This window comes from Sphingobacterium gobiense (assembly GCF_002980575.1).
Lineage (GTDB): Bacteria > Bacteroidota > Bacteroidia > Sphingobacteriales > Sphingobacteriaceae > Sphingobacterium > Sphingobacterium gobiense.
In genome coordinates, this window is record NZ_PVBS01000007.1 from 38510 (window position 1) to 63335 (window position 24826).

At 42.2% G+C, this 24826-nt stretch carries 19 protein-coding genes; 12 read left to right on the plus strand and 7 right to left on the minus strand.

Annotated elements, in window-relative coordinates; all coding sequences use genetic code 11:
• Positions 1-4: 4 nt before the first annotated feature.
• The 3 genes from C5749_RS19245 to C5749_RS19255 are packed head-to-tail and all read left to right on the plus strand — an operon-like array spanning position 5 to position 5387.
• Positions 5-1429, plus strand: coding sequence for a hypothetical protein (locus tag C5749_RS19245; protein WP_146113798.1), 1425 nt, complete (start codon positions 5-7; stop codon positions 1427-1429).
• Between the two features lie 20 nt (positions 1430-1449).
• Positions 1450-2910 carry a cellulase family glycosylhydrolase gene (locus C5749_RS19250; RefSeq protein WP_219848038.1) on the plus strand — a complete coding sequence of 487 codons (1461 nt, stop codon included), beginning with the start codon at positions 1450-1452 and terminating at the stop codon, positions 2908-2910.
• Between the two features lie 20 nt (positions 2911-2930).
• On the plus strand, positions 2931-5387 hold the full coding sequence (locus tag C5749_RS19255) for a glycoside hydrolase family 2 TIM barrel-domain containing protein (RefSeq protein WP_105727869.1): 2457 nt from the start codon (positions 2931-2933) through the stop codon (positions 5385-5387).
• A 40-nt stretch (positions 5388-5427) separates the two neighbouring features.
• On the opposite strand, the gene C5749_RS19260 is transcribed toward C5749_RS19255, so the two are convergent.
• From C5749_RS19260 to C5749_RS19280, 5 genes are all read right to left on the minus strand, one after another.
• Entirely contained in the window at positions 5428-6270 is an 843-nt protein-coding gene (locus C5749_RS19260; protein WP_105727849.1) for a DUF2911 domain-containing protein, read from the minus strand.
• Positions 6271-6305: 35 nt separating this feature from the next.
• Complete coding sequence (locus C5749_RS19265) at positions 6306-7586, minus strand: sugar MFS transporter (protein ID WP_105727850.1); 1281 nt, start codon at positions 7584-7586, stop codon at positions 6306-6308.
• A gap of 268 nt (positions 7587-7854) precedes the next feature.
• Positions 7855-8286, minus strand: coding sequence for a hotdog fold thioesterase (locus C5749_RS19270; RefSeq protein ID WP_105727870.1), 432 nt, complete (start codon positions 8284-8286; stop codon positions 7855-7857).
• 13 nt (positions 8287-8299) lie between these two features.
• A complete protein-coding gene (locus tag C5749_RS19275; protein ID WP_105727851.1) occupies positions 8300-8854 on the minus strand; it encodes a DinB family protein in 555 nt (184 codons plus the stop codon).
• Positions 8835-10073 carry a sensor histidine kinase gene (locus tag C5749_RS19280; protein ID WP_105727852.1) on the minus strand — a complete coding sequence of 413 codons (1239 nt, stop codon included), beginning with the start codon at positions 10071-10073 and terminating at the stop codon, positions 8835-8837. Before C5749_RS19280 ends, C5749_RS19275 begins: the two co-directional genes overlap by 20 nt.
• Positions 10074-10132: 59 nt before the next feature.
• Between C5749_RS19280 and gltX the strand changes: the two genes are divergently transcribed.
• The gene (gltX, locus tag C5749_RS19285) at positions 10133-11653 is read left to right on the plus strand and encodes a glutamate--tRNA ligase (RefSeq protein WP_105727853.1); all 1521 of its coding nucleotides are present in this window, start codon (positions 10133-10135) and stop codon (positions 11651-11653) included.
• 60 nt (positions 11654-11713) lie between these two features.
• Here the strand turns inward: gltX and C5749_RS19290 are convergent, their stop codons facing one another.
• Together C5749_RS19290 and C5749_RS19295 are read right to left on the minus strand one after the other, a co-directional pair.
• Positions 11714-12739, minus strand: coding sequence for a Kelch repeat-containing protein (locus C5749_RS19290; protein WP_105727854.1), 1026 nt, complete (start codon positions 12737-12739; stop codon positions 11714-11716).
• Positions 12740-12742: 3 nt separating this feature from the next.
• Complete coding sequence (locus C5749_RS19295) at positions 12743-14116, minus strand: DUF4270 family protein (protein WP_105727855.1); 1374 nt, start codon at positions 14114-14116, stop codon at positions 12743-12745.
• 302 nt (positions 14117-14418) lie between these two features.
• Here C5749_RS19295 and C5749_RS19300 point away from each other — a divergent pair, with 302 nt between their 5' ends.
• The 8 genes from C5749_RS19300 (at position 14419) to C5749_RS19335 (ending at position 24699) form a co-directional block, all read left to right on the plus strand.
• Positions 14419-14961, plus strand: a complete 543-nt coding sequence (locus tag C5749_RS19300; RefSeq protein WP_105727856.1) for a TetR/AcrR family transcriptional regulator — start codon at positions 14419-14421, stop codon at positions 14959-14961.
• 136 nt (positions 14962-15097) lie between these two features.
• Complete coding sequence (locus C5749_RS19305) at positions 15098-16759, plus strand: glycoside hydrolase family 3 protein (RefSeq protein ID WP_245893852.1); 1662 nt, start codon at positions 15098-15100, stop codon at positions 16757-16759.
• Between the two features lie 65 nt (positions 16760-16824).
• A complete protein-coding gene (locus C5749_RS19310) occupies positions 16825-18252 on the plus strand; it encodes an L-serine ammonia-lyase (RefSeq protein WP_105727858.1) in 1428 nt (475 codons plus the stop codon).
• A 10-nt stretch (positions 18253-18262) separates the two neighbouring features.
• A complete protein-coding gene (locus tag C5749_RS19315; RefSeq protein WP_105727859.1) occupies positions 18263-19099 on the plus strand; it encodes an MBL fold metallo-hydrolase in 837 nt (278 codons plus the stop codon).
• A 600-nt stretch (positions 19100-19699) separates the two neighbouring features.
• On the plus strand, positions 19700-21646 hold the full coding sequence (locus C5749_RS19320) for a polysaccharide biosynthesis protein (RefSeq protein WP_105727860.1): 1947 nt from the start codon (positions 19700-19702) through the stop codon (positions 21644-21646).
• A 185-nt stretch (positions 21647-21831) separates the two neighbouring features.
• A complete protein-coding gene (locus C5749_RS19325) occupies positions 21832-22647 on the plus strand; it encodes a ZIP family metal transporter (protein WP_219848039.1) in 816 nt (271 codons plus the stop codon).
• A gap of 29 nt (positions 22648-22676) precedes the next feature.
• Entirely contained in the window at positions 22677-23264 is a 588-nt protein-coding gene (locus C5749_RS19330) for a uracil-DNA glycosylase family protein (RefSeq protein WP_105727862.1), read from the plus strand.
• A 208-nt stretch (positions 23265-23472) separates the two neighbouring features.
• Positions 23473-24699 carry an MFS transporter gene (locus tag C5749_RS19335; RefSeq protein WP_105727863.1) on the plus strand — a complete coding sequence of 409 codons (1227 nt, stop codon included), beginning with the start codon at positions 23473-23475 and terminating at the stop codon, positions 24697-24699.
• Positions 24700-24826 lie beyond the last annotated feature (127 nt).

The window sequence follows — 24826 nt, forward strand, 5'->3', positions numbered from 1 at the left end:
AAATATGAACCGAGTAATAAAGTTATGCGCGATGCTCATCGCTTGGGTTAGTGTATGGATGGGCGGATGTACGCCCGAAGAATTCGAACTAGGGGATATCGACGTTAATCCACAGGATCTGGTAGAAGGTATAGCGTTTAAAATTGAGCATGATGCGGAGAATCCAAATATAGTATACTTGACGAGTCTGATGGACGGTCGTTATACACCATTATGGGATCATCCGCAGGGAAGGAGTCAGGAACGCCGGGTCACTTTGAAAATCCCGTTCGAAGGTACGTACGAAGTGAAATTTGGCGTGCAGACCAGAGGGGGTATTGTATTTGGAGACCCAGTGACATTTACCATCGACGATTTCTATGCCGGCTTCGTTGATCATGAACTGTGGGAACTCTTGTCGGGAGGAGTAGGACAGGAAAAAATATGGTATCTCGATCTCGATGAAGAAGGTTTGAGTCGTTACTTCGTAGGACCGCTCTTTTTTTATGGCATGGACGATAGTTGGGAAACGGTAACCGAAGGGAAAACTGTAGAGGGCGATTCCTGGAATTGGAAACCCGATTATAAAGGCAATAGTTGGTTGATGGCTGCTGGTGATTATGGTACGATGACATTTTCTTTGAAAGATGGTGCGACTGTACGTGTTGATCACAGAATGTTGTCGAATCGTGGCATAGAACAAGGTACATATATGATTGATACGGACAACTATACCATGCGCATGAATGATGCGAGTCCATTACATAACGTGGAACGAGACGGTCATGTGGTGGACTGGGGCAATATTCGCATTTTGTCGTTAACCGAAGACTATATGCAATTGGCTGTTATCCGGGATAAAGCGTTGTCAGGAGAAGAACCTTGTTTGCTCGTCTATAATTTTATTTCCAAGGACTATAAAGATAATTGGGAGCCCGGAAACCAACCCGATCCTGAACCTCCTTATGAGGGGAATGCCAATGAAGATTTGACGACATCGACGAGCACGATGAAAAAATGGATGTTGTCACTTAATACACCTTACAACTGGACAAACCTTGCCGGCGAACTTCTGAATGACTGGTCTGATCCTTCTAGTTATCTATCGTCCGGCTGGGCGCCATATGACGCCAACCTGATTCAGCATATTTCGTTGACCTTGGATAAGACAGGAACGAACTCGGGGCGCTACATTTTTACCGCTGGTTCGGGTGGAAATATTACCGGGATTTATAGTACGGATGAACATAACAACATCGTATTTGATCAGGTTATTTCTTTCACGCTATCCGACTGGTTGGCACTTTCTACAACCGACGAAGGTATGCTGCGGATAATAGATGTCGATCGTGATCCTACTGGTCATGTCACCGGTCTTTGGCTGGGGAAAAGAGATTCGGACAAGCCAGAATATCAGGTGTATAGGTTTGAATCAACGCCTGTGAATTAAATGTTAAATAAATACAGCGAATGAAATATGTTATGATTTTATGGAAGGTACTCGTGGTCCTGCTATTTTCTTGCTCCAAGAGTGCGACACAGCGTACGCCAGAACTGGTGATATCTACCGAAAAAATCTCTTTTTCTGCTATCGGTGATGCTAGAACATTTCATGTGAAAAGCAACGTAAGCTGGTCAGTGACGAGTTCGGCAGCCTGGTTAACCTTGAGCTCATCGGGGGGAGAAAGTGGCACACACAAGATAGATGCCGTGGCATCAACGAACGACGGAATGACCGAACGAGAAGCAGTCATTACGGTTAACGCGGGTAACATGACGATGCGTGTCGATGTGATACAAGCCGCAATCGGTCATGAGGACGGAGAAGATCTGTTGGCCGTACCACCTATATCGGAGGGTGTCACTTCGGATGCTGTGGCGTTGGCTGCTAAACTTCGTGTAGGTTGGAACTTGGGTAATGCGCTCGAAGCTGCAGCTAGCCCTGCCACTGCCAATGAAACGATGTGGGGAAACCCACCTACCCGTAAGGCGTTGATCGATGCGGTCAAAGCGGCAGGTTTTAACGCGGTGCGCATTCCTTGTGCATGGAGTGGATATATTAAAGATCAAGCAACACATAGAATCAGCGCTTCCTGGCTGGCGCGAGTGAAGGAGGTCGTCGATTATTGTGTAGACAATGACATGTATGCTATCATTAATATACACTGGGATGGTGGATGGTTGGAAGAACACCCCTTGTATTCGCATCAGGCTGCAGTGAATGCCAAACAGAAAGCACTATGGGAGCAGATTGCCGCTTATTTCCGGGACTACGACGAACATCTTTTGTTTGCAGGCACAAATGAGGTGCATGCCGATTATAATGCACCTACAGCGGAACATATCGAGGTGCAGCAATCCTTTAATCAGACGTTTGTCGACGCGGTGCGCTCCACCGGTGGACGCAATGCTTACCGGAACCTCATCGTACAAGCTTATAATACCAATATACGTTATGCGGTGGATTATCTCAAGATGCCTGTTGATGAGACTGCCGATCGCTTGATGGTTGAGGTACATGCCTATGATCCGTGGGATTTTGCGGGGGATGGGAATAGCGAGAAATATCTATGGGGGCAGGAGTTTGCCGGTTCGCCCAATGTGTCATCTTGGGGGCAAGAAGCTTGGATAGATGCCAGCTTTGCTTCGATGAAGTCAAATTTTATTAATAAAGGTATTCCGGTGATTTTAGGGGAATATGGGGCCATATTGCGATCGGGTTTGACTAATCAAACAGCGCTACAAAATCATCGGAGATCTCGCAACAGCTACCTGACGTATGTGACCAAAACAGCTAAAAAGTATGGTCTGATCCCGTTCTATTGGGATAATGGTGTCGTGGAGGATAATGGTTTTGGAATATTTAACCGCTTGACAACCATGGTGGCGGATCAAGGTGCTTTAGACGCGATCATGGAGGGTGTACAATAGCTATAAAAATGCGGAGAAAAATGAGAGTTGTATTCAGTTTATGTGTAAACCGGAATCTTGTGCTGCTAGGATGGCTGTTGTTTGTTTTTTTGGGTAATAGCCTAATTTATGCACAGAGCCGAAAGACCGTCGATTTCAATACGGACTGGTCTTTCCGGTTGGACTCCACCTCGGATTACAGAAACAGCGCAATTGAATTTACTGATTGGCGGAAGCTGGATTTACCACACGATTGGAGTATTGAGTTACCTTTTGACAGTTTAAGTGCGGGAAGTAGCGGGACGGGATATTTATCAGGAGGTGTAGGCTGGTATAAGAAGAAGTTTGCGCTTTCCCAGAGCGAAAACGCGAAACGGGTCTATGTCGAATTTGGCGGAATCTATGAGAACAGCGAGGTCTGGATTAATGATGTTTATTTGGGGCGTAGACCAAATGGTTATGTACCTATTCTATATGACTTAACGGCACATGTGCATAAAGACGGAGAACCCAATGTGATGACGGTCAAAGTAGATAATAGCAAGCAGCCTAATTCTAGATTCTATGCTGGTTCAGGCATTTATAGGAATGTTAAGCTTATTTTTACAGATGAGGTAGCTATCGCGCACCATGGTACTTTTTATACAACACCTGTGGTCGAAAAGGGAAAAGCGATTGTAAATGCCCGGTTCGAAATTATCCACCACACTTCTACTTTGCCGAACGCTATTTCTATAGAAACACAGATACATGACCCAACAGGCCGTGTTGTGGCCAAAAAGATGATGCAGGGTATCCAATTTGATGGGATGAAAATAGGGACGGTAGTGCAGGAATTTGAAATAGCAGCCCCCAGGCTTTGGTCGCCTGATCATCCCGAACTTTATCGGGGCGTGACGGTGTTGCGGCATGGAACCCGCGAGCTCGATCGCTATGAAACGGTTTTCGGTATCCGGTCTTTCGGATTTGATGCGAAATATGGTTTTTCCATTAATGGTGCGCCGATGAAAATACGGGGCGTGTGCCTGCACAGCGACTTGGGAGCACTGGGAATGGCATTCAACCGATCGGCAGCCAGAAGGCAATTGCAGACTATGAAGAACATGGGCGTAAATGGTATTCGAACTTCGCATAATCCTGCCGCGTCAGAATTTCTTGATTTATGCGATGAAATGGGATTTATCGTCATGAATGAGACGTTTGATGTCTGGAAGCACCATAAAAACCCTTTTGATTATCACCTCTATTGGGACGCGTGGCATGAGCGTGATTTTGCGGATCATATCAAGCGAGATCGCAATCATCCGTCACTATTTGTGTGGTGTATGGGCAATGAGGCGCAGGAGCAATGGCACGATCCCGCATTGGGGAAATCCATCCCTCGCCGGTTGGCGGCTATCGTCGATAGCTTAGACGGTACGCGGCCAACAACCATTGCTAGTAACGAAATGTCTTTGGATAATCCTGTGCTGATGTCAACTGCAGTCGACCTGATCGGCTACAATTACAACCATCGAAAATGGTCCACGTTTCCGGAAGATCACCCCGGCAGAAAGTTTATTGTAACCGAAAGTACGTCGGCCCTGGCGAGCCGTGGACAATATGATTTGGTTCCAATAGACGCTATGCGGATATGGCCACTCCGTTGGGATATTCCCTTTGATGGCGGGAATCCGGATAAGAGTATCTCAGCTTACGATCACGTACATACACCGTGGGGGTCTACGCACGAAGAGAGCCTAAGGTTGTTTGAGGCTTACCCTCATATTTCGGGTATGTATGTTTGGACCGGATTCGATTATCTAGGTGAACCTACTCCCTATACGTGGCCGGCAAGAAGTTCTTATTTTGGAATCGTTGATTTAGCTGGATTTCCAAAAGATGTATATTACCTGTATCAGAGTATCTGGACCGAGAAAGATGTATTGCATCTTTTGCCCCACTGGAACTGGCAAAATGGAGATACAGTGGATGTGGTGGCGTATTACAATAATGCAGATGAAGTGGAACTGTTTGTCAACGGAATGTCTAAAGGCCGGAGGAAAAAAGAAGAAGATAAGCTGCACGTCAGATGGACGGTGCCTTATCAAGCCGGATCGCTTACAGTAGTGGCTTACCGAGATGGAATTGAAATGCGACGAACAATTCGCCAAACAGCGGGCGAAGCTGTACGTCTTGTCATAAAAAATATGCAAGACACCATAGATGCCGGTAATTATGAGTTGGCATTCCTTGAAGTTGTAGCTGTGGATGTGGAAGGCAATGAAGTGCCTTATTTCAATGATTGGGTGGAAGTGGAGACAAAAGTTGGTGGAACTGTTGTAGCCACCGATAACGGCAATCCTACGGATTTAACATCTTTCCAGTCCTCGAAGAGAAAAGCATATAACGGTAAATTATTAGCGATTGTCAAGAGCAATAAAGGGGACGATAAGATTACGGTGGCAGTGCACGCCAAAGGGTTAAAAAGTGCAAGCCGACAACTGGTCGTAAAATAGGAAAGCAAGAGACGCAGCACATGGCTACGTCTCTGTTCCTTTACTTAGCTTCTTGGAGCACGAGCGTGTTCAACTTCACATATTCTTCATTATTCGCAGCTTTAGCCATCGCAATACCTTCGGTTGCAGTTTTGATAGCTCCGGCTTTGTCGCCCGCTTTTAATAAAATTCGTGCTTTCCAATATTTGATATGAGGGGCTTTCGTATTGCCTTTATCTGCCTCGTTCGCCCATTCAACCGCTTTGTTGATGTCTAAGTTGTTATTGTAATAATATTGAGCGGCTGCAAAATAAGGTTTCTTTTCTCCTTTCATTGCTTCCTCAATACCTGCCATAATCTCTTTAGATTGATCGACGACGATGGGGAAGGAAACTTCCGTGTTTTCCCACGATAAGGTTAAATCTGCGCCTGTAGGCCTAACGTTTTCGAACGCCATGGTAAAGGTTTCTACTTTAGCCGGAAGCGATTTCGATTTTGCCTGAAAACGCAAAAAATCGTCGCTCTGATTGTATTGATAGGCTCCCCATTGCTCCGCTTTCTTGCTCAAGATAATCGTCCAATCACCTTTGGTCGGTATAGTAAAGAGACCATAGGTGCCGGCAGGAACTTTATTACCCGCTATCGTAACTTCCTCTTCAAATGTGAGGGAAGGTATACCATTTGCTCCTGTTCGCCAAACTTGGTCGTATGGCACTAACCCTCCGAAGATGGTGCGGCTGTTTACGTTTGGACGCTGGTATACAAGAGTTACTTTTTTGATACCAATGCCTTGTTCGACTTTTGCGGTGCTGCTGGCAGCTGGAAACTTAGCCTGCGCTTTCGTTTCTTGTGCAGCGAATAAAATTACGCCCGCGAAGACTAATGAGAAAAATGTTGTTTTCATATAGCTTGTTTTTTGGTAAAGATATTGTTTATTTTTTATCTTTTCCCCACTTTATGACCGGCAATACCATAATAAAGAATAAACAAATAACAGGGTAGCGCTATCCAATAAGCTGCATGGGAACCGACCATGTGCGCAACTTGTCCGTAAATCAAAGGTATAACAGCTCCACCTGCGATACCCATAACTAATAAACCAGAAGCGGCATTCGTAAATCTTCCGACTCCCTTTAATGCTAGTGGCCAAATCGCCGGCCATACCAATGAATTCGCTAAGCCTAATAAAGCAACAAAAGTGAGGGAAAGCATCCCGTCAGTGGAGACAATCCCTAACGTGAAGAGGATGCCTAGAATAGCACATGCTTTCATAGCTGTTTCTTGTGTGAAATATTTTGGAATGGCAATGATTCCGATAATGTAACCTAATACCATCGCTCCCATGGTGTATCCAGTAAAAACGGTCGCTTTATCTAAACTTACACCTTGCGATACACCATAAGCAATTATGGTATCACCGGCAAGGACCTCAACTCCCACATACATGAACAATGCAACGAACCCCAATATAACGTGCGGGAAATCCCAGATACTTTTCTTGTCTTCCGATACGATATGGTGATCTGCCGTTTCCTCTTCATCTCCTTTCACTTCTGGAAGATTTGCACGGGAAATCCAGATAGCGAGAAGCACTAATACAACGACGATACCGATATAGGGGTTTACAACCTGCAGCGCGACTTGGTCCAACGCCGCAGTATATTGGTCAGCCGGCATCGACTCTACTTGTTTCGCGATCTTATCTGCTTCGCCAAGGTTTAGGAATAATCCTAGTAGAACTGGTGCAATAGCTCCGGCTACCTTGTTACAGATTCCCATGATACTGATGCGTTTTGCCGCTGTTTCAACTGGACCGATAATGGTAATGTATGGATTGGAAGCGGTCTGCAAAATGGCTAAACCTCCCCCCATTGTAAATAAACCTACCAAAAAGATGAGATATGTTCGCGTATAAGCGGCCGGAATAAATAACAAAGCGCCTACAGCCATCACACCTAGAGAGATTGCCATCCCTTTCTTAAATCCGTATTTATTCAATACCCAAGTAGAGACCGGTGCCATAACTAGATAGGCGATATAAAAAGCAAAAGTTACAAAATAAGATTGCACTTCTGTGAGTTCACAGGCAATTCTAAGATACGGTATTAATAACGAGTTCAGCCATGTAGCAAAACCGAAAATAAAAAATAGTGAAGCAATAATAATCATTGGCCCTAGTGAAGATTGACCCGTTTGTTGCGTTGAGGTTTTCGAATCCATTTGTGGAATATTAGATTTAATATGTGATTATCAAAAATCGAATTACAAGACTAATAAAATATATTGATAATAGGAAACATAAAAAGATACACAAACGGTTGCGCATGGTGAAAAAATAGAGAGACTTCATTTGGGGATGAAGTCTCTCTAAAACCTAAACCGTATCATAAAACCATATTGAATGGTATTTGTATATAGTACAATTGAAAGAACAATATAGTTTTAAAAATTTTTATTTTTTTTTTAAAAGCTTGATGATGGATTTTTTTCAAGAAGGCTTTTCTATAATGGCCACTGTAAGTCGGGAAATACAGATAAGAACGTCCTTTTCATTTTTGATTTTAATATCCCATACATGGCTTTTTTTTCCGATATGGAGTGGAGAGCAATAAGCATACAGCATGCCTTCTGAAACGGATTTTAAATGATTCGCATTTACTTCCATACCAACACCTACTAAATGTTTTGGATCAATTATAAGATTGGAGGCGATGCTCCCTACTGATTCCGCTAACACAACAGAGGCACCACCATGCAAGATTCCAAAGGGCTGTTTGACTTTATCAGATACGGGCATGCAAGCAATGAGCATATCATCACGCACCTCGGTTGCTTGGATACGGAGATAGCCTGTCATAAACTTATGGAAGATGCTGTTGACCTCCTCCAATGTATAATCTTTAAACCAAATTTTCGACATTTTCATTGTTTTTTCAAAGGCTGATGAGAACTCCCCCGACGATGTTAGAATCGGTTTCATTGTTAAGATAGCGTTCTTTTAAAATGATACGATGATGCGTCAAATGACCAGCGATGACATAGAGGAAAGCTTTGACGGTGATGAGCCTACCTGATGCCATGCCTTTTCTTTCTAATTCCGTTTCGTTGAGCGTATTGAAAAACACGAGATTTGCTTTGCGGAGGTGGATAAATTCTTCTTCAATACTGTCTAAGGAACGTTCGTTATGACGGCCATTTAGAACGAATTCATCCTGTTCAAAAGGCGCCAATTCCGTCATGTCATTACGTGCAAACCGTAAGGCACGATACGCCATTACCCGCTCTGTGTCCAAAATGTGACATAGTACTTCTTTAATCGTCCATTTTCCTTCTGCATAGGTATAATCGCCTAAATCGTCGGGAATACTTTGAATAAATTCAGGGAAGGTTTCTACTTGCTCGTGTAATTCATCCATAACAGCACCAATTACATTTTCTATGTAGTCACTGTATATTGCAGGATATTCGTCAGACTTGAGTGGGTTCATAGTGTAAATTACTTTTAAGTATAATCCTAAATGTTGTTCCTTTTCCTAGTTCAGACTCTCTAACAAGTATTTGGCCTTGATGATAATCAACCATGCGTTTTGTCAAACTAAGTCCTAATCCCCAACCGCGTTTACGTGTTGTAAAACCAGGCTGGAAAATTGCGTCGAAGTTTGATTTCGGAATGCCTTTTCCTGTATCGCTAATGTCTATAAAAATTTCCTCTTTTGCAATGTTATCGATGATGTTTATGGTTATTTTTCCTTCCGACTCAATTGCATTCACCGCATTTTTTAACAGATTTTCGATAATCCAGTCGAATAACGGAATGTTAATTTTCGCTTCCACGGATTTGTCGCCGGTAATTTCAAAAGTAATTTTTTCACTGGTTCGTACTTTGAAATATTGGACGAAATCATGGATAACCCTATACACTACTTGGTTGCTCAAGGAAGGGATAGAACCTATTTTTGAAAAACGATCGGCAACCACCTCTAGACGTTTTACATCCCTTTCCATTTCATTTAAGGAACTATCGTCCTCCGCATCGAATTTGATTCGCACAAGCTCTAGCCAGCCCATCAACGAAGATATCGGTGTGCCAAGTTGGTGCGCGGCTTCTTTAGCCATACCCACCCAAACCAAATTTTGTTCGGATTTTTTGATCGAATTAAAAACTGTATAGGCAATGATAAGAAAAATGGCAATTAGCGAGAGTTGCAGGTATGGAAAAACACGTAGTTGACGTAACGCTAGGGAATCTAAATAATAAACAGACCACGTTTCGCCCGTATCCAGTGGTAGCGCAATCGCCGCGTGGTTGCGTTTCATCTTGGCCAACTGCTTTTCGAAATAGACAGGATCGTATTCTAAGCTATTATTGGCAGAATCGATTTGGTCCTTGATATTGGTTTTGGTGGGGTCAAGATCCCGCCAAAAGATGATGTTACCATTGCTGTCCGTGATAATAGCAGGAATCGATAGGCTGTCGCGCACGGCGTATACATAGCTGATAAATTGATCATCAACATCGGGCATGGTCATAATACTACGTGTACTCATTGCCCAAACTTCGGCTTTGGTACGTTCAGACTTAGAAAGACTCTTGACTAAATAATTAGTGTAGAACAACGAAGCCGCCGCAATAAGGGCAGCAAACAGGAAAAGCAAGAATTTCCAGCGTTGTTTATTGTTATATTGATATAGCTTGTCGTGATTCATATGTAAAGTGTGCAAAATAGGGATTTTTTGCCATTCTTAAAATGTGTAATTTTGTAACTATGAGTTCGCAACGAAAAATAAGAGTGCGCTTTGCGCCAAGCCCTACAGGCGGTTTACACCTCGGTGGTGTACGTACAGCATTATTCAATTATTTATATGCTCGTCATCACGGAGGTGATTTTATTTTGAGAATTGAAGATACCGATCAGACTCGATTTGTGCCTGGCGCTGAAGAATACATCAACGAATGTTTGGATTGGTGTGGAATCGCTCCGGACGAAAGTCCGAATAAACCAGGAGCGTATGGTCCTTATCGACAGAGTGAAAGGAAAGCCTCCTATCGACAGTATGCGGAACAGCTGGTGAATGATGGATTCGCCTATTATGCATTTGATACACCGGAGGAATTAGATGCGCGACGTAGAGAGGAGCCTAATTTTCGATATTCACATGAGAACCGTGTGCAATTGCGTAATTCATTGAGCTTGTCCGAAGAGGAAACCACTAAACTATTATCCGAGGGACATCCGTACACTATTCGTATTAAAATGCCCGTAGCGGAGACGGTTTCTTTTGATGACATGATTCGAGGGCGTGTTGCGTTCGAAACAAACTTGGTAGATGACAAGGTCTTGTTAAAAGCAGACGGCATGCCAACTTATCATTTGGCCGTTGTGGTAGATGACAAGGCAATGGAAATTTCGCATGTCTTTCGGGGCGAGGAATGGCTTCCTTCGGCGCCTGTACATGTTTTGTTGTGGGAATACTTGGGATGGAAGGATAAAATGCCCTCTTGGGCGCATCTGCCACTTATATTGAAACCGGATGGAAACGGTAAACTTAGTAAACGCGACGGTGACAGGTTGGGATTCCCGGTGTACGCAATGAATTGGACCGATTCGAAATCGGGTGACGTTACAAAGGGATTCCGTGAGATGGGTTTTTTGCCAGCCGCTTTTATTAATATACTAGCCGTTTTAGGCTGGAACGATGGAACGGAACAAGAGATTTTTAGTTTTGAAGAGCTCATCGCTAAGTTCTCCGTCGACCGAATTAGCAAGGCAGGTGCGAAATTCGATTTTGAGAAGGCGAAGTGGTTTAACCATGAATGGATAAAGAAAACAGACAATACGGAGATTTTACCGCAGATTGAGGAGTTACTAAAGCAACACGATATCACTATATATGCGTTAGATTACGTGTCCAATGTACTGACTTTGGTTAAAGAACGCATGGTCTTCGTTGAGGATTTTTGGGAACAAGCTTCCTTTTTCTTTGCGACACCGAAGAGCTACGACGTGGATGCAGTAAAACCTAAATGGAATGATAGTAAAACCGTGTTCTTTCAAAATATTGTGCATGAATTTGCGACGATGCAGGAATGGACAGCAGATGCTTTAGAACCGTTTTTCAAAGGTAAGATTACCGATTCGGGGATGAAGATAGGCGAATTGATGATGCCTTTTCGAATCATGTTGGTGGGCGGGAAGTTTGGACCGGACGTGTTCCAAATTGCCGATATTTTAGGTAAAGATGAGGTTATTAAACGTATAGAGGAGGCTTTGCCGTATTTTGTATGACGATAAAATTAAATAAATAAAAAAGGGAGCTGTCAGCTCCCTTTTTTATTTTATTCGCTATTAACGGACAGGTATAAATTCAAATGTACTATCAAAGTATCTGCTTCCGTTTAAACCGGTAGTAACATAACCTTTGCCATCTAAGGAGAATCCAACGGCCTTTTCACGAGGATCCGTTGAAAGTGCTTGGTGTTTGTCTGTCCAAGAATCTGTAGAAGGATCGTACTTCCATACCGTACTGGTAACCGTGTTAGCATTTCTACCACTTACCACGTAGCCATAATTTCCGATGGTGAATGCGCTGGCAGCATATTTTCTGGCGTCGTAAGTATAGCTGTCATCATCACGATTTAAATCGTTCAATGCTTTCCACTCCGTACCGTCAAAAGAATAAAAGTCCTCCGGTAAAACATTTGTGCCGCCATCTTGACCGCCACCTACATAAGCCTTATCACCAATAACAAAAGCAAAGGCATATGCTTTCTTGTATTTGAAAGGAGATGAAATAGAAGTCCACGTGTTATTGGATGGATTGTATCTATAGAAATTGCTATAGTCGGTTGAACCTTGCTTTGCTCGACCTAAACCAACATACGCGTAGTTGCCAAGTGTAAAAGCTACAGCACCATAACGTGCATCACCTGGGAAAGGCGCTATTTCTTCCCATTCGTCGGTAGCCGGATTATAACACCAGAAGTCGTTGAAATCTTCGCTTACGCCACTAACAAGGCTTTGCCCTGTACCCACATATCCTTTTCCGCCAATAGAAAATCCTACGGCCTCGGTACGAGATTGACCGGGAAATGATGCAATCGGTGCCCATGTAGAGCCATCGAATTTGAAAGCATCGCTAACAAACCCTGCGGAGGTGTATCCACCTACAACATAGGCTGCCGCTCCTGATCCACTTGTTGCAAAAGACGCGGCACCACTACGACGCTGCCCGTCGAACACAACTGATCTTCTCCATTCGGTAGGGCCAGTATCTCCACCGGTATCCTCATCATTATCTTTTTTACAGGAATTAAATGAGGTGAAAGCAATAGCGCAGGCAAAGAATAACAATAGCCAATTTTTCTTATTCATAAATTATCTAAATTTTGTGTACAATATATTCAATTTTATTTTTGGTTTTGCGTTTTCCGACGCTATAACTGCGGTGTTGAATGAGTCGAATAAGCTCGGACTCGTGGCACTTAAATAGAATGATGTATTATCGTAGATATCGGACGATTTAAGTTGTTGCAAGAACAATAGTAGGTTAAACCTATACGTGCCGTTTTGCCCCATCTCTCCGCCGGATACAAATGGAACCTGTTGTAATTGCCCTTGTTGTCCGTAAGGGTTCTGCAGGAACGAAGTGGGAATCCCATCTTGATCTGCTATAAACAGCATCAGACTACTTGGTATAGGGTACATCGTATTTCTTCTTGAAGATGTTTCGATAACCAATTCTGCTTTATTGACCGCAATATTTTCATTTTGTAAGAACTCTTTTAACGAGGGAAAAGCGATTTTCGCGACAGTTCCACTACCCGCTTGGACAAATGTAAGTCCTCCTGTAGCCGATGTCGGAAGCTCGCTGATTTCCGACAACTCTTCAAAAGGGGTTCCTGCTCTATCGGTAGTAATATTATTATATTGAAAGCCGCGCTCAACGATGCTGAATGTTTTATAGCTGGTCCGTGGATGCCCGTCTGCCCCCGGAAAGCTATAATTTACCCTGACTTCTATCGTGTCATGGAATGCGATCACAGCTGTATTGCTCTCTTCTGGAATAAGTGCCATTCCTTTGAAATATTCTTTAAAATTGTCGTTTGAAGACATCTGGAGGTCACCTGCTTTTATCCGGTTAAAGAAATCGTGTCCGATGTGATCAGCCAACCGAATGTTCAAGCTGTCCAACGAATGAAGATGCGGACGAAAAGAAACACTCCCGATAGGGGTTGGGTCGTAAGCGAATGTCTGATCGGAAAAAAGTGTAGCGCCGGTTATATATACAGGTAAGGATTGGTTTGGAAAACGTGGTTTAGCCGTTTTTGTAGCCAAGGCTTCTGTTAATTGATGGACTTGGATTTTTTGGATGGCCGTTGTATCACCAAAATAATAGGGGTTATGAGTCGGTCTTATTACTAAACTCAATGAATCAAAACTGGCTGCTTCGGGAATATCGTTTGTCAAGGTCGAAAATCCAACCCTGAAATAAGATGTGGATCTTATAATTCCACTTTGGGGAACCGTGGCTTTTCCGACAAGGAGGACACCTGTACCGGCAGCCGGCAGGTCTGTAAGCTGAACAGTGGAAGTGTTAACTGTGAAAGAGTCTACTAGGGTAACACCCACGTTGCTCGTTGCCGAATTGTCTAGCATCACGCTCATGTCTTTGTCGCACGCGGCTACGATGATGAATGTAAAAAATGATATGGTAAAAAAGTGAATACTTCTCTTTAAAAATTGATTCATATTTATTATTTGACTAGCAAAAGTAATTAAATGAGACTGTTCATCAGTGTTATATTTTGTTAAAACTAGTCTCTTTTGACTTTTGCCCTGCAAAACTACTAATTTATTATTGTATTCATAAGGTTAATAAAAGTAATCGGCTGCTTTCTATTGTTTTCCGGGGACAAAATTTCGCGGGTTGTAATTTAGTGATAACATGAAATAGCGTGTTAACGTATTCGAATTCACATCGGTGATTGTTTCAAAAATTTTGCAAAGGGCTTCGTGTTTAAAAATAGTATCTTTGTTAAAAATAGTATTACATGAAAGAGACGACATTAAGCCGGAAGGAGAAGATAATGAAAGTAGCCCTTTCCTTATTTGCGACGAAGGGCTATGTGGATACGTCGACAAAAGAGATTGCGTTGGGAGCAGGGGTATCGGAAGCACTTATTTTTAAACATTTTGGCAATAAGGACTCCTTGTTGGCACACATCATTAAATCGGGTTATAGGAGAGTACTCGCTCATCACCGTGGAATGATGACTTACAAAAACCCGAAAGAGTTTTTGAAGAACATGATTTTTCTTCCGAATAAATTGGTTTCTGATGAACCCCTTTTCTGGAAATTGCAAGAACGGTTATCACACAATAGCTTCTCCAAGCAGCAACATGAACAGTTTATGAAACCTGTCCAGCCTGTTTTGGTCAAAGCCTTTTCTGAATTGGGGTATGAAAACCCCGAGTTAGAAACCCAATGTCTGTTGCTTATCATTGACATGCTCTGGAAAAAAGAGGCCAATGGTGATGTAGATAACGGAGAGGAGCTTGCGCAATTATTGGAGAATAAATACCGTTTACTGTAGAGCGTTTTTGTGCGCGTTTTATTTAGAATGCGCAATAATTTTGAAACCAACTTTTTTTTTGCGTAATTCGGTTCTTGATAATTAACAGAATATGATAAGAATTCTTTACTTACTTGTGTTTTTTTGTACGCTTTCTATGAACAGTGTATTTAGCCAAAAAAAAACTAATTTCGTCCAATTTGTCAATAGTCAGCACGCGTGGGTCGATTCCGTTTTTGAGAAGCTTACACCCAAAGAACGTATCGCCCAGCTCTTTCTTGTTCGTGCACATACAAATCTAGGACAACGTTTTATAGATTCTGTTGCTCAAGTGATTCAGAAGGAGCAGCTAGGCGGCTTGGTGGTATTTCAAGGCGGACCAGTACGGCATGCTCATATGTTTAATCAATATCAGAAGTTAGCAAAAGTTCCGTTGCTCGTTACATTTGATGGTGAATGGGGGCTTGGTATGCGGCTTCCTGACTCCACTATTTCCTTTCCATATCAGATGACCCTTGGTGCTATACAAAATGAAAAACTTATTTATGAAATGGGACGTCAGGTAGCAAGAGATTTTCAGCGTATCGGTATGCATTTCAATTTTGCTCCAGTGGTCGATATTAACAATAATCCTAAGAATCCTGTTATCAACTTCCGTTCGTTTGGGGACAATAAATACAATGTGGCACGTAAGGCGAAAGCATACATGGACGGCATGGTTGATGGCGGAATTATTGCTTCGTTAAAACATTTTCCAGGCCATGGGGATACAGATGTAGATTCTCATTATGATCTTCCGCAACTGAAATTCTCGAAAGCACGGTTGGATAGCCTGGAAATTTTTCCATTTCGCGAGTTGATTCAACAAGGTGCACCAGCTGTCATGGTAGCCCACATGAATATTCCGGCGCTCGATCCTAAACCGAATATTCCGTCTTCTATCTCACGCAAGGTGGTTATAGATGTTTTGCGTAAAGAATTAGGGTTTCATGGGCTAACCGTGACTGACGCAATGGATATGAAGGGTGTGACGAAATTTTTTCCCAATGGAGAGGCTGATGTGATGGCAATTGAAGCTGGACATGATCTGTTGGAAATCTCCGAAAATAGTGCGCGTGCCATCGGTTTAGTCGAAAAGGCTGTGAAGAGCGGACGTATAAAACAGACAGACCTAGATCAACGCGTCAAACGTGTGCTTGCCGCAAAATATTGGTTGGGATTAAATCAATACCGACCTGTTAATACAGTCAATTTGGTACATGATTTAAATATGCCTGCATCGAAATCATTGGTGCAGCGGTTAGCGGACGCTGCTATCACTGTACTGAAATCTGATAGACGGATCCGGTCTTTTGATAGGAAGGCCGAAACGGCAGTCGTATCCATAGGGGTGAATCAGCCACAAGACTTTGAAAAAGGTTTGGCAGTACAGCTTTCTGATAGAAAAGAGTTTTTCATTTCAGGGAAGGAAACATCGGACGAGATGAAAGAGTTGGTGAAAGAAGTCCGTCGTTACTCGCAGATCATTTTAGCAATACACGATAATCGTACGCGTCCGGCAAGTGAGGTTAAGATAAATGAGCAGGAACGGGAATTCATTGATCGGTTAGGGGGAAGAAGAACCATAACCGTGCTATTTACAAATCCCTATGCAATGGATAATTTACCCGTTGAGCGGAGCGGCAGTATAATTCTTGCCTATCAAAACGATCATTTTATGCAAAAGGCAGCCTTGAAAATTCTTCTGGGACAGGCCAAGGCGGAAGGTAAACTGCCAGTGACTGTCAATAAGCGATTTGCTTATGGTGAGGGTATATAGCGACGCAAGATTCATTTGGGATATTGCCATTTAAAGGATAGCTTTGTGCAGCTAAAATTTCGGCCATGATTAACGAAAGAATCTCTATTTTTGATATGTTTAAAATTGGTATCGGACCGTCAAGTTCGCATACTTTAGGCCCTTGGCGCGCTGCACAACGTTTTATAGGGGTTTTAAAAAATAGAGAAATACTACAGCGGGTAGCCGGTGTCCACATCTTATTATATGGGTCTTTAGCGAAAACCGGCGTGGGACACGGTACTGATATTGCTGTGCTATTGGGACTTAGCGGCGATGATCCGGTTACATTCGACGTTCATCAAGTGATACCGAAAGTGCAGGACATCAAATCGTCGGGGAAGTTAAATCTAGGTGGGGAACATGTTGTTAATTTTTCTTATGCAGCGGATTTGTTATTTCTCTATACAGATAGTTTACCTTTTCATCCTAATGCTTTAACCTTTCAGGCGTTTTTAACCGATGGCACCGCTGTTTCTGAAACCTATTATTCCATTGGAGGAGGGTTCGTTGTGCAAGAAGAAGACACAGTCGGGGTTTTACAGGAAGTTGATTTGGCATTTCCTGTCGATACGGCTCAGGAACTCATGATGTGGTGTATGCGGACGGGTTTGAAAATTTCGGAGTTGGTAATGGAGAACGAGTTGGCTTGGCGATCTGAAGAGGAAACTAGATGCGGTATCATGCAAATTTTTCATGCCATTCGAGATTGTATATATAAAGGATGTCATACTACAGGCGTACTTCCGGGCGGATTGCATGTGGAACGCCGTGCCGCCAAGATGAATAAGCGTCTATTGAAAGGAAAGGCTTATCATGATTACGAATCATGGGTAAATGCCATACGAGAAGGTGGGAAAGATTTTGATTATATACTGGATTGGGTGAGTTGCTTTGCGCTGGCGGTCAACGAGGAAAATGCTTCTTTTGGACGTGTAGTCACAGCCCCTACTAATGGCGCATCTGGGGTAATTCCTGCGGTATTACAGTATTATATAACGTTCCATGATAGCAATAGCGAAAATAAAATTATGCAGTTCATTGCTACGGCGTCCGAAATTGGGTCTATCTTTAAGAAAGGCGCAACTATTTCTGCGGCAATGGGCGGTTGCCAAGCGGAAATTGGCGTGTCATCCGCCATGGCAGCGAGTGCGCTGACAGAATGTTTAGGAGGATCACAACGTCAAGTGTTGATGGCTGCCGAAATTGCAATGGAGCACCATTTGGGATTAACGTGCGATCCTATCGGGGGATTAGTACAAATACCTTGTATAGAAAGAAATACGATGGGTGCTGTTAAAGCTATTACTGCCGCGCAATTAGCCTTAAACTCGAATCCTGATAAAGCGAAAGTCAGTCTTGATGCTGTAGTCAGTACGATGTGGGAAACGGCACAGGATATGAACGTAAAATATAAAGAAACGGCGGACGGCGGGCTAGCCATTAAAGTGCCGTTGAGTTTGCCCGAATGTTAAGGAATAAAGTATGAGATATTGTGCGTTAGCATCTGGAAGTAATGGAAACTGCTATTATATAGCAGAGGGGAAAGATGCGGTTTTGATAGATATTGGTATAAATACTAAACATGTCGAACAGCGTATGGCGAATGTTGGTATAGATCCAGCTTCTGTCAAAGCCATTTTTATTACGCATGAGCATACGGATCATATCCGGGGGGTGACGGTCTTTTGTAAACGTTATCAAATTCCTGTGTATATGACTGCAGGTTCATACCGCGGTTCGCGATTAAAGCTTCCCGAGAACTTAGTGCGTATAATTCGTGGAGATGATGAAATAGCAGTTGGTAGCTTGACAATTCGCGGTATACCTAAATATCACGATGCACAAGAGCCTTGTAGCTTTTTGGTTTCAAATGGCGATATCAATATTGGGGTGCTGACTGACATCGGACGTATTTGTGATAATATAAAACATGCAATCCGACAGGTGGATATCCTTTTGTTGGAAGCAAATTATGATGAAGAGTTGTTGGATACGGGAAGCTATCCTTTCTTTTTGAAAAATAGAATACGGAACGGCTGGGGGCACCTTTCTAATCGTATGGCATTGGAAACATTTTTGGAGTATCGGACACCCCGCCTTCAGCATCTGATATTGGGGCATCTTTCCGGACAGAATAACAAAGTGGAACTTGTGCAACAAGCTTTTTCGTTATACTGCAAGGATATTAGACTATCCGTTGCGACGCGTCGTCAGGAGACCGAGTTATTTGATAGTCAGTTTTTTTTTGTCGAAAAGCACGAAAAGCATTTTGTACATCAATTATGTTATCAGGGAACCATTGTTTTTCCGGAATCATAACTTCAACATTAATCTGTAGCGAATTGTTGAATTCAAAAAAAAAGGTTTTCAAACGGGGAGAATGAAAACCTTTAGCTAACCAATTATAAACCTAAATTATGATGATACAAAGATACGTCGTTTTCTTTCTTTTTCAAAATTAAGTTCGGTTGTATAACATTTATTTTACAAAAAGAAGGTAATTATACTATCCGCTGGCGATTCGGCATACTTCTTGAATGTAGAGTGCTGCTACCGCAATATTTTGGAGAATTCATCGGCGGAGTGATGTATAGTGATGAAAAAATATGAACAAGTTAAGAGATAAGTATGATCGTGTGCCGTTCGCGGCGCGTACGTTTTGGGTTTTAGTTTTATTTGTATTAGTTTTAATAGTCGAACTTTTGACATTGCATAGGCTCGGTTAATGAAACGGAATACAGAGCGAACGAGTTTTAGGACGGAGTGTAGATAAAATGCGACGATTAGCTTAGTTGTCGAAACAAACTGAATACCGGTTCTCCTTCCGGAAACATTTCATCAGGAGGTAAGCTATATTTAAGAAAAATTGTACCGGGAAAAATTTATTGTAACAAGATAATAGAACTAGACTATCCAAGGATGGATTTGAATGTACTGAAGAAAAAGTTGCGGAAAGATAACCCGCGGTGGGTTATTTTGTTGATTGATATCATTATCGTGTTTGGGTGCTATGTGGCATTCAACTTTATTTTAAATAGTTTTTTAGGTGAATTCGATATAGACTTAATGTTTAAGAAGAGCATACTAGTCTTGTCGGTTTATCTGATTTCTTTTCTCTTCATGAAGACCTATCGCGAAATTGTGCGGCATACTGGTCTTAGCGAAGCCATACGTATTTTTAAAACGGTCTGGTTGGCCTGTATGGGGCTTTTTCTCATTACTTTATTGGTTCGCTCCACCGCGCTGAAGGATTCAATGTGGGCAGAATACTTCCGTTTATCTTATGCTGTAGTCTTTTCACATGGTTTTTTTACTATGGTAATGTTGGTTGCGGCAAGAGTAGTTTATAGACAGATTTATGAATTGCTTTTTTTTACAAAACGAAAAAGTAGACATGTGCTTATTTTTGGCGCTTCAAGACCTGGGTTGGTAGCGTATGCTATGCTGCAGGACGATATTCGATCAAAAAATAAGGTCATTGCATTTGTGGAAGATAAACCTAATAGAGTGGGGAAAAACTCACGGGGGATACGAATTTTACATATCGCCGATATCGATGAAAATTTTGTTCGGAAAAATGATGTTGACGAGGTTATTATCGCTGTGGAAAATGATAATCCAGAGCGTCTCTCACGCGTGACAGACCATTTCCATAATTTGAATATCGAACTTAAGATTATGCAGCCCGGCCGTTCTTTACTCAGTGGAGGAGGTAAACGGCAAATTCGTCAATTGCAAATTGAGGACCTTTTGGGAAGAAAGCCCATTAAATTGGATAACCCTGTTGTAGAAAAAGAGCTAAAAGGACGGACGATATTGATAACAGGTGCTGCTGGCTCTATCGGAAGTGAGCTTGCGCGACAGATTGCTATTCTTCCTTATAGGAGAATTATTCTATTGGATCAAGCTGAGTCGGCGCTATATGACGTGCAACAAACTATCCATACTTCTAATCCAAGTGAAGCATGTTTTATCGTGGGAGATGTACGCGACAAAACGTTTATGCGACGTATATTTGAAATTCATTCCCCTGATGTAGTTTTTCATGCAGCAGCTTATAAACACGTGCCATTAATGGAGGCAAATCCTTACGAAGCCGTTTGGACGAATGTATATGGCAGCCGCGTTATGGCCGATTTATCGATGGAATATGGCGTCTATAAGTTTGTGATGATCTCTACAGATAAAGCGGTCAATCCAACAAATGTTATGGGGGCCTCCAAACGGGCAGCAGAGATTTATGTCAATTCTTGCAATGGAAAGCGTGATACCAATTTTATTATTACACGATTTGGAAATGTATTAGGATCTAATGGTTCGGTTATCCCGCTTTTCGAAAAGCAAATTGCGAAAGGTGGACCGTTAACACTAACGCATCCAGATATCACACGCTTTTTTATGACTATTCCGGAAGCTTGCCAGCTTGTTCTAGAAGCTGGAACCATGGGCAGAGGAGGGGAGATTTTTGTTTTTGATATGGGGAAATCGGTCAAAATTATAGACTTAGCTAAACGTATGATTAAATTAAAAGGGTATCGTTATCCACAAGACATCGATATCAAGATTGTGGGATTGAGGCCCGGTGAAAAAATATACGAGGAGCTTTTGGCCAACAATGAGGATACACTTAAGACACACCATCCAAAAATCATGATAGCTAAAGTCTGTACAGAAGATTCGTCAACGAAAAGAAAACAGATTGATATACTATGTAGCCTTGTTGAGTGTAGTGATGCATCAGTACAGTATAATGATTTAGAAATTGTTCGTCAATTGAAAGCTGTCGTCCCGGAGTTTATATCTCAAAATTCTGTCTTTGACCAATTGGATAATAAAGATTCGGTAGTAGACGAGGTAAATCGTTAAAAGATGTTAAATGGAGTGGCTGGGAAAAATAAAGTGTGGGACCCTGCGTTTTAAAGATAACAATAGAGTAATTTTTTTCATAATTTAGGTTAATTAATAATTGGTTAGTAGAAAAATCCTGAAGTTCCCCGCTTCAGGATTTTTTTGTATTAACTTTGTGCATGATATATCCCAAAGCATAAATAATGGATCATGTTATTAACTATCTTTCAGAAATAAATCCTGTATTAGCAGCATTATATGCCTCTATCTTTACTTGGTTGGTTACAGCTTTAGGCGCAGCATTTGTCTTTTTCTTTAAGACGATGAATCGTAATTTTCTCGATTCCATGCTAGGCTTCACAGGGGGTGTTATGGTGGCGGCAAGTATATGGAGTTTATTAATTCCAGCTATAGAAATGAGCGAGGGAGAGGGGTTTATGCAAGTATTACCGGCTGTTATAGGCTTTTTAATGGGAACAGGATTTCTCTTTGCACTCGACAAATTATTGCCACATTTTCATGTTAATTTTAAGCAAGTCGAGGGTGTAAAATCACCGTGGCAAAAAACAACCCTATTAGTATTGGCGATAACGTTGCATAATATTCCAGAAGGTCTTGCCGTGGGTGTATTATTTGGAGCCGTTGCAGCAGGCGTCCCTGAAGCAAGTATTGGCGGGGCTGTGGCGTTGGCGGTGGGGATAGGGCTTCAGAACTTCCCGGAAGGTATTGCTGTGGCTATGCCCTTGCGCCGTATGGGAATTTCACGACGGAAGAGCTTTTATTATGGGCAGCTTTCCGCTGTTGTGGAGCCGATGGCTGCGGTATTGGGTGCGTTCGCGGTAGCCTTCTTTACACCATTATTACCGTATGCATTGGCGTTTGCCGCCGGTGCCATGATGTTTGTTGTGGTGGAGGAGGTGATTCCCGAAGCGCAACAGAATAAGGATTCGGATTGGGCAACCTTAGGTTTTATTGGAGGATTTATTTTAATGATGTCATTGGACGTTGTACTAGGATAGATAATGAATAGCGGGAATCGGAAATATATATGAATAGGGAAACTGAGGCATTATATAAGGAAATAAAACGTTGTACAATCTGTGAGCCGAAACTATCGGCAGGGGCTAACCCAGTGTTGACGGTTAATGATCGATCAAAAATATTGATTATAGGACAGGCTCCGGGAATGAAAGTACATTTATCGGGCATTCCTTGGGACGATCAAAGTGGAAGAGAACTTAGGAGTTGGTTAGGGGTTACTGAAGAAACATTCTATGATTCCGAAAATTTCGCTATTATACCCATGGGATTTTGTTATCCGGGAAAAGGTAAAAGCGGAGATTTACCTCCTCGCGCAGAATGCGCGCCTTTATGGCATGAACGCTTGATGGCCCAATTGCAAAAGGTTGAGTTAACCTTACTAATAGGTCGATATGCACAATCCTACTACCTCATGGAGGGGAAGCGAAGGTCGTTGACAGAAACCGTGAAAAATTATCAAGACTATTTACCTAGTTATTTTCCATTACCACATCCTTCTCCAAGGAATTTTATTTGGATGGCAAAAAATCCGTGGTTTAAAGAAGAAATTGTGCGCGAACTACAAAATCGGGTCGACCGGATATTGGATAAATGAAAAGAAACCCCAAAGTCGGGCGACTTCAGGGTTTCCAAACCAATTATTAACCTAAATTATGAGGTAGAATTAATACAAATTCTGTGCCAAAAAATTATAATTTTCAATAGAAATATAGTGTAGGTTTATCAAAAGCAGACGCGTGTCTGTAATTTGTTGTAAATCGCATTCATTTTAATAAATATAAATCCGTTAGAAGGAAACGATTATGAAAGCAGAAATAAGATCATCTACAAATCCGATGGTAAAGGGGACGATATACAGCATTTTGTTCGCAATTAGCTTTGGGCACTTTATCAATGACTTATTGCAGGCAGTTATACCGTCGATTTATCCGATGCTAAAGGAAGATTTTAATTTAAATTTTACGCAGATTGGTCTTATCACGTTGGCGTTCCAATTGTCTGCTTCAATTTTGCAGCCTTTTGTGGGGCGTTATACCGATAAAAGACCAAATCCAAGATCACTTGCTATTGGTATGGGGTTTACATTAATCGGATTGATGTCATTATCGATAGCTTCGGATTATTTACTGGTTCTCCTTTCCGTTTGTTTGGTGGGGATAGGTTCCTCCGTTTTCCATCCCGAAGCGTCACGTGTCGCCCAGCTTGCCTCGGGAGGCAAAAAGGGACTTGCACAATCTATTTTTCAAGTAGGTGGGAATGCAGGCAGTGCCGTTGGTCCGCTAATGGCAGCATTAATCATTATACCCCATGGACAAGATCATATTCGATGGTTTTGTTTAATTGCTTTTATTGGGATTTTACTTTTGTCCATAGTTGGGAAATGGTATCAAGGGAATATAGAACGGCAGGAAATGCTAGGGAGCCGCTCAAATGTAAATGTACGTAAGCCCGACAGTCGAACGTATATATTGAGTCACGGTAAGGTGGTGAGCTCTATCATCATTTTGCTTGTGTTGATTTTCTCTAAATATATTTATATGACATCCATGACTAGTTACTTTACCTTCTATTTAATAGGTAAATTTGGTTTAAGTGTTCAGGATTCACAGTTTTATTTATTTGCATTTCTTGCAGCAGTCGCGGTAGGAACGATACTAGGTGGTCCGCTAGGCGATCGGTTTGGACGTAAATTGATTATATGGATTTCCATTTTAGGTGCGGCCCCTTTCACCTTGGTGTTGCCGCATGTTGGTTTGACGCTTACAGTTATATTAGCAATCACTATCGGGGTGATAATCTCTTCTGCTTTTTCTGCCATCTTAGTGTATGCTACCGATTTGGTTCCTGGTAAAGTGGGAATGATTGCGGGATTATTTTTCGGATTTGCTTTTGGAATCGCGGGGTTAGGGTCTGCTTTTCTGGGTTGGCTGGCGGATTATACCAGTATTGAACATGTGTTTCGAATTTGCGCTTATCTTCCGCTCATTGGTATAGTGACTTGGTTTTTACCGAATGTTAAACATAGCTGATGTGGCTGGCTGCCTTGGTTCTGTCCCCGTCGGGTCCCGGGGCGGGAGTTTTCAAAAACTATACTCCAGATTTCCAGTGTTTTGGGATGTTTCCGACGAAAAAGGGCTTTCCGTCCTTGCGGGATAG

What these genes read in the sequence shown, in the direction of transcription:
- C5749_RS19325 (WP_219848039.1), top strand. Translation starts at nt 21,832, where the DNA reads ATGGATCATGTTATTAACTATCTTTCAGAAATAAATCCTGTATTAGCA.
- C5749_RS19270 (WP_105727870.1), bottom strand. Translation starts at nt 8,286, where the DNA reads ATGTCGAAAATTTGGTTTAAAGATTATACATTGGAGGAGGTCAACAGC.
- C5749_RS19265 (WP_105727850.1), bottom strand. Translation starts at nt 7,586, where the DNA reads ATGGATTCGAAAACCTCAACGCAACAAACGGGTCAATCTTCACTAGGG.
- C5749_RS19330 (WP_105727862.1), top strand. Translation starts at nt 22,677, where the DNA reads ATGAATAGGGAAACTGAGGCATTATATAAGGAAATAAAACGTTGTACA.
- C5749_RS19255 (WP_105727869.1), top strand. Translation starts at nt 2,931, where the DNA reads ATGAGAGTTGTATTCAGTTTATGTGTAAACCGGAATCTTGTGCTGCTA.
- C5749_RS19250 (WP_219848038.1), top strand. Translation starts at nt 1,450, where the DNA reads ATGAAATATGTTATGATTTTATGGAAGGTACTCGTGGTCCTGCTATTT.
- C5749_RS19295 (WP_105727855.1), bottom strand. Translation starts at nt 14,116, where the DNA reads ATGAATCAATTTTTAAAGAGAAGTATTCACTTTTTTACCATATCATTT.
- C5749_RS19310 (WP_105727858.1), top strand. Translation starts at nt 16,825, where the DNA reads ATGATTAACGAAAGAATCTCTATTTTTGATATGTTTAAAATTGGTATC.
- C5749_RS19260 (WP_105727849.1), bottom strand. Translation starts at nt 6,270, where the DNA reads ATGAAAACAACATTTTTCTCATTAGTCTTCGCGGGCGTAATTTTATTC.
- C5749_RS19320 (WP_105727860.1), top strand. Translation starts at nt 19,700, where the DNA reads ATGGATTTGAATGTACTGAAGAAAAAGTTGCGGAAAGATAACCCGCGG.
- C5749_RS19315 (WP_105727859.1), top strand. Translation starts at nt 18,263, where the DNA reads ATGAGATATTGTGCGTTAGCATCTGGAAGTAATGGAAACTGCTATTAT.
- C5749_RS19280 (WP_105727852.1), bottom strand. Translation starts at nt 10,073, where the DNA reads ATGAATCACGACAAGCTATATCAATATAACAATAAACAACGCTGGAAA.
- C5749_RS19300 (WP_105727856.1), top strand. Translation starts at nt 14,419, where the DNA reads ATGAAAGAGACGACATTAAGCCGGAAGGAGAAGATAATGAAAGTAGCC.
- C5749_RS19245 (WP_146113798.1), top strand. Translation starts at nt 5, where the DNA reads ATGAACCGAGTAATAAAGTTATGCGCGATGCTCATCGCTTGGGTTAGT.
- C5749_RS19305 (WP_245893852.1), top strand. Translation starts at nt 15,098, where the DNA reads ATGAACAGTGTATTTAGCCAAAAAAAAACTAATTTCGTCCAATTTGTC.
- gltX (WP_105727853.1), top strand. Translation starts at nt 10,133, where the DNA reads ATGAGTTCGCAACGAAAAATAAGAGTGCGCTTTGCGCCAAGCCCTACA.
- C5749_RS19335 (WP_105727863.1), top strand. Translation starts at nt 23,473, where the DNA reads ATGAAAGCAGAAATAAGATCATCTACAAATCCGATGGTAAAGGGGACG.
- C5749_RS19275 (WP_105727851.1), bottom strand. Translation starts at nt 8,854, where the DNA reads ATGAACCCACTCAAGTCTGACGAATATCCTGCAATATACAGTGACTAC.
- C5749_RS19290 (WP_105727854.1), bottom strand. Translation starts at nt 12,739, where the DNA reads ATGAATAAGAAAAATTGGCTATTGTTATTCTTTGCCTGCGCTATTGCT.